Below are 6,129 nucleotides of genomic sequence, written 5' to 3' on the forward strand. Positions count from 1 at the left end.
GCCCGTGCTCCCGGGGCGCGGCGCCTGGTCCACGAACACCAGCGGCAGACGGCGGCGCTCGAGCTGGTCGACGGCCTCCGTCTCGCCCGCGCACGCGTACACGACGGCAGCGTCGACGGGCAGGTCGCGCGCGTGGAGGTGACCACCCACCGAGGCGGCGGGGATGAGCGAGACCGCCAGGCCCGTGGGGGCGAGCTCCTCGGCGAGCGCGCCGAAGAACGCCGCGGCGGCGGGGTCGCGGAACGCGTCCCCCAGCGAGTCGGTGAGGACGACGCCGACGGCCCCCGTGCTGCGGCGGGCGAGCGCCCGCGCGGTGGGGTCGGGGCCGGCGTACCCGAGCTCGGCCGCGGTGGCGAGCACCCGCTCGCGGAGCGCGGTCGACAGCTGGTCGGGCCGTGAGAAGGCGTTCGAGACCGTCATGCGGCTGACGCCGACGGCGTCCGCGACGGTCTGGAGCGTCACGCGGCTCATCTCGGGCCCGGGGTGGTCCGCGTCGTGGTCACGCGGCCCAGGGTAGTGCGCGGCGATCTGCCTCACCGTGCGGGGTGTCCGAGGTCCTCGGGGCGGGGGGCGAGTGCCTCGGCGAGGCGGTGCACGGCCCCCGCGAGGACGATCCGGAGCGCGAGGACGCGGGGAGTGCGGGTGCGGGGCGTGCGGGTGCGGCGGGCATGCGCGCGCCGCTCGGCGCGGCACTCGGCGCGCGACGGTGCGACGACGGGGGCGCCGGCCTGCGCGCTGGTGGCCTGGACGCGGGCGGCGCGCACGCCGAGGAGGGAGTGTCCGTCGGTGCTCATGGGGGTCTCCTGTCGAGGGGGAGAAGCGTTCTTGATCGGTACAGTAATCCAAAGTTCTGTACCGGTCAAGCGTTGTCGGTCGGGCACGCCGGGCGGTCGACGACCGCGGCCCGGCTCCGCGTCCCGGGCCCGTGCTGCCCGTCCGTCGGGGCGCCTGCCGCGGTCAGGACACCGCGGCCGCGCTCGTGAGCCGGGCGAGCTCGTCGGCGTGCGCCGCGACGAACGCCCGCTGCAGTCCCTCGACGACGTCGGTCAGGCGAGCGGCGTAGTCCGTCCGCTCCCGGCAGTCGAGGTCTGCGAGCGCGATCGCGCGCTCCGCCACGGAGCCGACGAGGTACCGGGAGTCGACGGGGACGTCGCGGGTCGGCGTGTCGCGCGACGGCCACGCGACGGTCCCGTCGGCGCGCGTCGCCAGGGCGAGTTCGTAGGCCTGGAGCGGGCCCGGGCGCTGGACTGGGCCGTAGCTATCGGGTGGTGCGACGTCGACCCCGCCGTCGAGCATGCAGGAGTTCCACTCCTCCGCGAGTGCGAGCGCCTCCGGCGCCTGGAAGACGTCGTCCTGGACCAGCTCGCGCATGCTGCGGATCAGGTCCGAGAAGTCGGGGCGGTCGTCGACCGGTGCGGGGTGCTGGGTCTGCGCCCGGCCGGCGCACCCTCCTGCTCCGGTCGACGACTCGCCGTCCGGGCCGTCGGCACCGGTGAGCGCCTTCACGTAGGCGGACTGCGCGGACGGGCCCAGGGCCGCTAGGTGCTCCGCGTTGCGGTCCGGCGTCTCGGTCGCCTCGAGCTCCGCCTCCTGCGCCTCGACGTCGTCGACGCCGTACCCGACGGTCGCGACACGGTCCCGGTCGTCGGGGAGCAGGGGGAGCAGGATCGCGTCGTCGGCCCAGCTGGCGACGAGGGTCTCCGGTCGCTCGTACTCGCGCGGTGCGTAGTCGAACCCCTCGGTGCCCATGCAGGCCGCGATCGACACCTCGACGGCCTCGAACCGCTCCCGTTCGGCGGCGGTGGCGGCGTCCGGGTTCGTGAGCGTCTCGATGGCGCTGCGGTAGGCCGTGAACGGCAGCGTGCGGTCGGTCGGGGTCTGCAGCTGCGGTGCGTCCGCGCCGGCGACCGCGGCGGCCGTCGGCCGCGTGCCCGCCGGGTCGTCGGCGGGAGCCTCGGACGGTTCCCCGCACGCCGCGACGACCAGCGTCGCGAGCGTGAGGACGGCCGCAGACCGGCAGCGGGACCGGGAGGGGCGAGGTGCTGGCATGGCCGAAGTCCTACCGGAGGCGTGTCGTCACCGCTGGCGTTTCACAGCGTGCTCTCCGAGGAGCCGCAGGTACCCCACGAACGGGCGGCGATCGCGCGCGCTGCGGTGTCGTGCCGGTGTGCAGGGCGAGCCGCGGTCGGCCGACGTCGTGGCGGGGCGGCGGTGGCGCGCACCGCCGCCGCACCCGAGGGCTCCCGCGCCGCCGCGGCCGTGCGCGCCGACCGGGTAGCCTGGACCGCCGTGGCCACCACCGACTTCCCCGCCGAGCTCCGCGACCTGCGCACCACGCTGGACTCCATCCAGTCGGTGAGCGACCCCACGGCGCTGCGGACGAAGATCGCCGAGCTCTCCGAGCAGGCGTCCGCCCCCGACCTGTGGGACGACCCCGAGGCCGCCCAGAAGGTCACCAGCGCGCTCTCGGCGGCGCAGTCCGAGCTCGACCGCGTCACCCGGCTGCGCGGCCGCATCGACGACCTCGAGACGCTCGTCGAGATGGCGGCCGAGGAGGACGACGAGGACACCCTCGCCGAGGCCGAGGCCGAGCTCGTCGGCATCCGCAAGGACCTCGGCGAGCTCGAGGTCCGCACGCTGCTGGCGGGGGAGTACGACCAGCGCGAGGCCGTCGTCACGATCCGTGCGGGCGCCGGTGGCGTCGACGCCGCCGACTTCGCCGAGATGCTGCTGCGCATGTACCTGCGCTGGGCCGAGCGCCACGGCCACCCGACGACCGTGCTCGACACGTCGTACGCCGAGGAGGCCGGGCTCAAGTCCGCCACGTTCGAGGTGAAGGCGCCCTACGCGTTCGGGCACCTGTCGGTCGAGGCCGGCACGCACCGCCTCGTGCGGATCTCGCCGTTCGACAACCAGGGACGTCGTCAGACCTCGTTCGCAGCCGTCGAGGTCATCCCGCTCATCGAGCAGACCGACTCGATCGAGATCCCCGAGAACGAGATCAAGGTCGACGTCTTCCGCTCGTCCGGCCCGGGCGGCCAGTCGGTCAACACGACCGACTCGGCGGTGCGGCTCACGCACATCCCGACCGGCATCGTCGTGTCGATGCAGAACGAGAAGTCGCAGATCCAGAACCGCGCCGCCGCGCTGCGCGTCCTGCAGTCCCGGCTCCTGCTCGTGCGCAAGGCCGAGGAGGACGCCAAGAAGAAGGAGCTCGCGGGAGACATCAAGGCGTCGTGGGGCGACCAGATGCGCTCGTACGTCCTGCAGCCGTACCAGATGGTCAAGGACCTGCGCACCGAGCACGAGGTCGGGAACCCGGCCGCGGTGTTCGACGGCGACATCGACGACTTCATCGAGGCGGGGGTGCGCTGGCGTCGCGCGCAGCAGATCGCGGACGCCTGACGGTCGGACCGTCGTCCCGGACACCCGTCCGGGACGTAACCGGACGAGCCGGGCGCGCGAGCGTGATTCACAGGGGTCGGGGCGGCGTGTCCTGCGCCCGAGCGGGTGAACGCCTTCCTACCCTCGATGGGGCTCGCGGACCGCGGGCCGTCGGGGGTGCGCCCCCGGGCAGCACGAGGCGAGGTCGGTCGTGATCCGGTTCGAGAACGTGACGAAGGTCTACGCGCGCGGCGCGCGGCCCGCGCTGGACCGCGTGTCGCTCGACGTCGAGCGCGGGGAGTTCGTCTTCCTCGTCGGCGCCTCCGGGTCCGGCAAGTCGACGTTCCTGCGGCTCGTGCTGCGCGAGGAGCGCGCGTCGGCCGGCAAGGTGTTCGTCGCCGGCAAGGAGCTCGGCACGCTGTCCGGCTTCAAGGTGCCGCACCTGCGCCGCCAGATCGGCGCGGTGTTCCAGGACTTCCGCCTGCTGCCCAACAAGACCGTCTTCGAGAACGTCGCGTTCGCGCTCCAGGTCATCGGCAAGCCGCGCCACCACATCCTCACCACCGTGCCCGACGTGCTCGACATGGTCGGGCTCGCGGGCAAGGAGAAGCGTCGTCCGCACGAGCTGTCGGGCGGTGAGCAGCAGCGCGTCGCGATCGCGCGCGCGTTCGTCAACCGGCCCGCGATCCTGCTGGCCGACGAGCCCACCGGCAACCTCGACCCGACCACGTCCCTGGGGATCATGCGCCTGCTCGACCGCATCAACCGCACCGGCACCACGGTCGTCATGGCCACGCACGACGACGAGATCGTCGACCAGATGCGCAAGCGCGTCGTGGAGCTGAGCACCGGCGAGATGGTGCGCGACCAGTCGCGCGGCGTCTACGGCTCGGACCGCTGAGGGGGTCGGGGAGATGCGCGCCCAGTTCATCCTGTCCGAGATCGGCATCGGCCTGCGCCGCAACCTGTCGATGACCGTGTCGGTCGTCCTCGTGACGTTCGTGTGCCTGACGTTCCTCGGCGCCGCCGCGCTGCTGCAGACGCAGATCGGCAAGATGAAGGACGACTTCTACGACAAGGTCGAGGTCTCCGTCTTCCTGTGCCCCGAGAACTCGGCGGCACCCACGTGCGCGGCCGGCGAGGTCACGCAGGAGCAGCGTGACGACATCATGGCGGCGCTCGACGCGCCCGAGGTCGCGCGCTACATCGACGAGGTCTTCACCGAGTCGAAGGAAGAGGCGTACGAGACGTTCAAGCGCCAGTGGGGCGACCAGTTCTGGACCTCGGCGGCCACGGCCGACGACATGAACTCCTCGCTGCGCATCAAGCTCACCGACCCCGAGCAGTACCAGGTCGTCGCCGACGTCGTCTCCGGCCGGCCCGGCGTCGAGTCGGTGCAGGACCAGCGCCGGCTGTTCGACAACCTCTTCCTCGTGCTCGACCGCGCCACGTGGGCCGCGGGCGGTCTCGCCGCGATCATGCTGCTCGCGGCGGTGCTGCTCATCACGACCACCATCCGCCTGTCCGCGCTGAGCCGGCGCCGCGAGACCGGCATCATGCGCCTGGTCGGTGCCTCGACGCTGTTCATCCAGCTGCCGTTCATGCTCGAGGGCGCGATCGCGGCGACCCTCGGGGCCGCTCTCGCGATCGGTGGGCTCTGGCTGGGCGTGGAGTACCTGGTCACCGACTGGCTCGGCAAGTCCGTGACCTGGATCCCGTACGTCGGCACGTCCGACGTCCTGACGATCGCGCCCCTGCTGGTCCTGGTCGCGTTCGTGCTGGCCGCGATCTCGTCCCTGGTCACCCTGAGCCGCTACACGAAGGTGTGAGCATGCGTCGACCCGACCGTCCGACCTCCCGCGTCCGGCGCGCCCTGCAGGCGGGCGTCGCCCTGCTCGCGGCGCTCGCCGTGGCCGTCCCGGCGCTCCTGGCGGGCTCGGCGCCCGCCCAGGCCGACGAGCTGTCGAACAAGCGCGCCGACGTCGAGCGACGCCAGGCCGAGGCCGACCAGCGGGCGGCGGCGCTCGAGGAGACGCTCGAGGAGCTCAGCGGCGAGCTCGCCGAGGCGGTGACCCGCCTGGCCGAGGTCGAGGCGCAGCTGCCGGCCGCGCAGGCGCGTCTCGACGAGGCGGTCGCCGCGGCGCAGGCCGCGCAGCGCGAGGCCGACATCCTCGCCGCGCGGCTGCAGGCCGCGCGCGACGAGGAGGCCTCGATCGCCGACCAGATCGTCGTGGACGACGCGCGCGAGCAGGAGATCCGCAAGGCCATCGGCCAGATGGCCCGCAGCGCCTACCAGGGCGGCCGCGACGTCTCGAGCATGAGCGTGATGCTCGACGCCGAGAGCTCGCAGGACTTCGTGCGCAAGTACGGCCTGGTCTCCACGGCCATGCGCACCCAGACGCAGGTGCTCGACGAGCTCACCGAGCTCGCGGCCAAGAACAAGAACGCGCAGGCCCGTCAGGAGGCGGTGCGCGAGAAGGTCGACGAGCTCAAGGCCGCCGCGGACGGCAAGCTCGTCGAGGCGCAGCAGGCGCAGGCCGAGGCGCAGACGGCCAAGGCGGCGCTGGACGCGCTCGTCACGGAGCAGCGGCAGCGGCAGGCCGACATCGCCGGGCGCAAGGCCGAGGCCGAGCAGCAGGCCGCCGCGGCCGACGAGATCGTCGAGCAGCAGCGGCAGCAGCGCGAGGCCGAGGCGCAGACGGCCAAGGCGGCGCTGGACGCGCTCGTCACGGAGCAGCGGCAGCG

7 protein-coding genes are annotated in these 6,129 nt (G+C 73.3%); 4 read left to right on the plus strand and 3 right to left on the minus strand.

Annotated features, from left to right (window positions below; all coding sequences use genetic code 11):
- The 3 genes from ATM99_RS04280 to ATM99_RS04290 form a co-directional block, all read right to left on the minus strand.
- Window positions 1-471 (minus strand): LacI family DNA-binding transcriptional regulator (locus tag ATM99_RS04280; RefSeq protein ID WP_150118113.1); only part of this gene is annotated, 471 nt, incomplete at its 3' end.
- Window positions 472-533: 62 nt separating this feature from the next.
- Window positions 534-794 (minus strand): hypothetical protein, encoded by a 261-nt coding sequence (locus ATM99_RS04285; RefSeq protein ID WP_062101698.1) that lies wholly within the window; start codon window positions 792-794, stop codon window positions 534-536.
- A 163-nt stretch (window positions 795-957) separates the two neighbouring features.
- Window positions 958-2,049, minus strand: coding sequence for a hypothetical protein (locus tag ATM99_RS04290; protein ID WP_062101699.1), 1,092 nt, complete (start codon window positions 2,047-2,049; stop codon window positions 958-960).
- A gap of 240 nt (window positions 2,050-2,289) precedes the next feature.
- Here ATM99_RS04290 and prfB point away from each other — a divergent pair, with 240 nt between their 5' ends.
- The 4 genes from prfB to ATM99_RS04310 all read left to right on the plus strand — a co-directional run.
- Window positions 2,290-3,405 carry a peptide chain release factor 2 gene (gene prfB / locus ATM99_RS04295; protein WP_062101702.1) on the plus strand — a complete coding sequence of 372 codons (1,116 nt, stop codon included), beginning with the start codon at window positions 2,290-2,292 and terminating at the stop codon, window positions 3,403-3,405.
- Between the two features lie 190 nt (window positions 3,406-3,595).
- A complete protein-coding gene (gene ftsE, locus ATM99_RS04300; RefSeq protein ID WP_062101700.1) occupies window positions 3,596-4,285 on the plus strand; it encodes a cell division ATP-binding protein FtsE in 690 nt (229 codons plus the stop codon).
- 13 nt (window positions 4,286-4,298) lie between these two features.
- Complete coding sequence (gene ftsX, locus ATM99_RS04305; RefSeq protein ID WP_062101701.1) at window positions 4,299-5,213, plus strand: permease-like cell division protein FtsX; 915 nt, start codon at window positions 4,299-4,301, stop codon at window positions 5,211-5,213.
- A gap of 2 nt (window positions 5,214-5,215) precedes the next feature.
- On the plus strand, window positions 5,216-6,129 hold a 914-nt coding region (locus ATM99_RS04310), incomplete at its 3' end, for a coiled-coil domain-containing protein (RefSeq protein WP_369797989.1).

It is taken from the genome of Cellulomonas sp. B6 (assembly GCF_001462455.1).
In the GTDB taxonomy this organism is placed as follows: Bacteria; Actinomycetota; Actinomycetes; order Actinomycetales; family Cellulomonadaceae; genus Cellulomonas.